Below are 419 nucleotides of genomic sequence, written 5' to 3' on the forward strand. Positions count from 1 at the left end.
CCTCGTACGACACGATGGCACCCACCACCGCGTGCGCCATGGCACGGCTCGCTTCATCCGGGGCCAGTTTGTGGATCTGTTCTGCCAGATACGGCGCAGCTGCACCGGACAGCAGTTGTCCCACATTGCCACCCGCAAGCCCCTGTATCGCCGCCGTTGCCGCCTGGATACCCTGCTGGATCGCGCCCCCCGTTACCCACGGGGCCATCGCATTGTTATACGCCTGCTGCACCACATCCGATTCGGTATAAGGCTTGCCCCCGGCAGCGAGTTGTTCTCTCGCCGCATTCAGCGCGGCCGGATCTTTCAGCGCTTTCTGCGCCGCTATCTCCCCCTGAGTCCTTGCAATATCCCCAACCTGCGAACCGATCTCCCCGATAATCTGCGCTTCCTGCAGCCGCTTCTGCTCTTTCTCCTTA

General features: G+C 62.1%; 1 pseudogene. It reads right to left on the reverse strand.

The features are described from left to right. A pseudogene (locus tag IBT47_RS26835) lies at positions 1-419 on the reverse strand (hypothetical protein); the annotation flags it as partial.

This window comes from Erwinia sp. S43 (genome assembly GCF_016624745.1).
GTDB lineage: Bacteria > Pseudomonadota > Gammaproteobacteria > Enterobacterales > Enterobacteriaceae > Erwinia > Erwinia coffeiphila.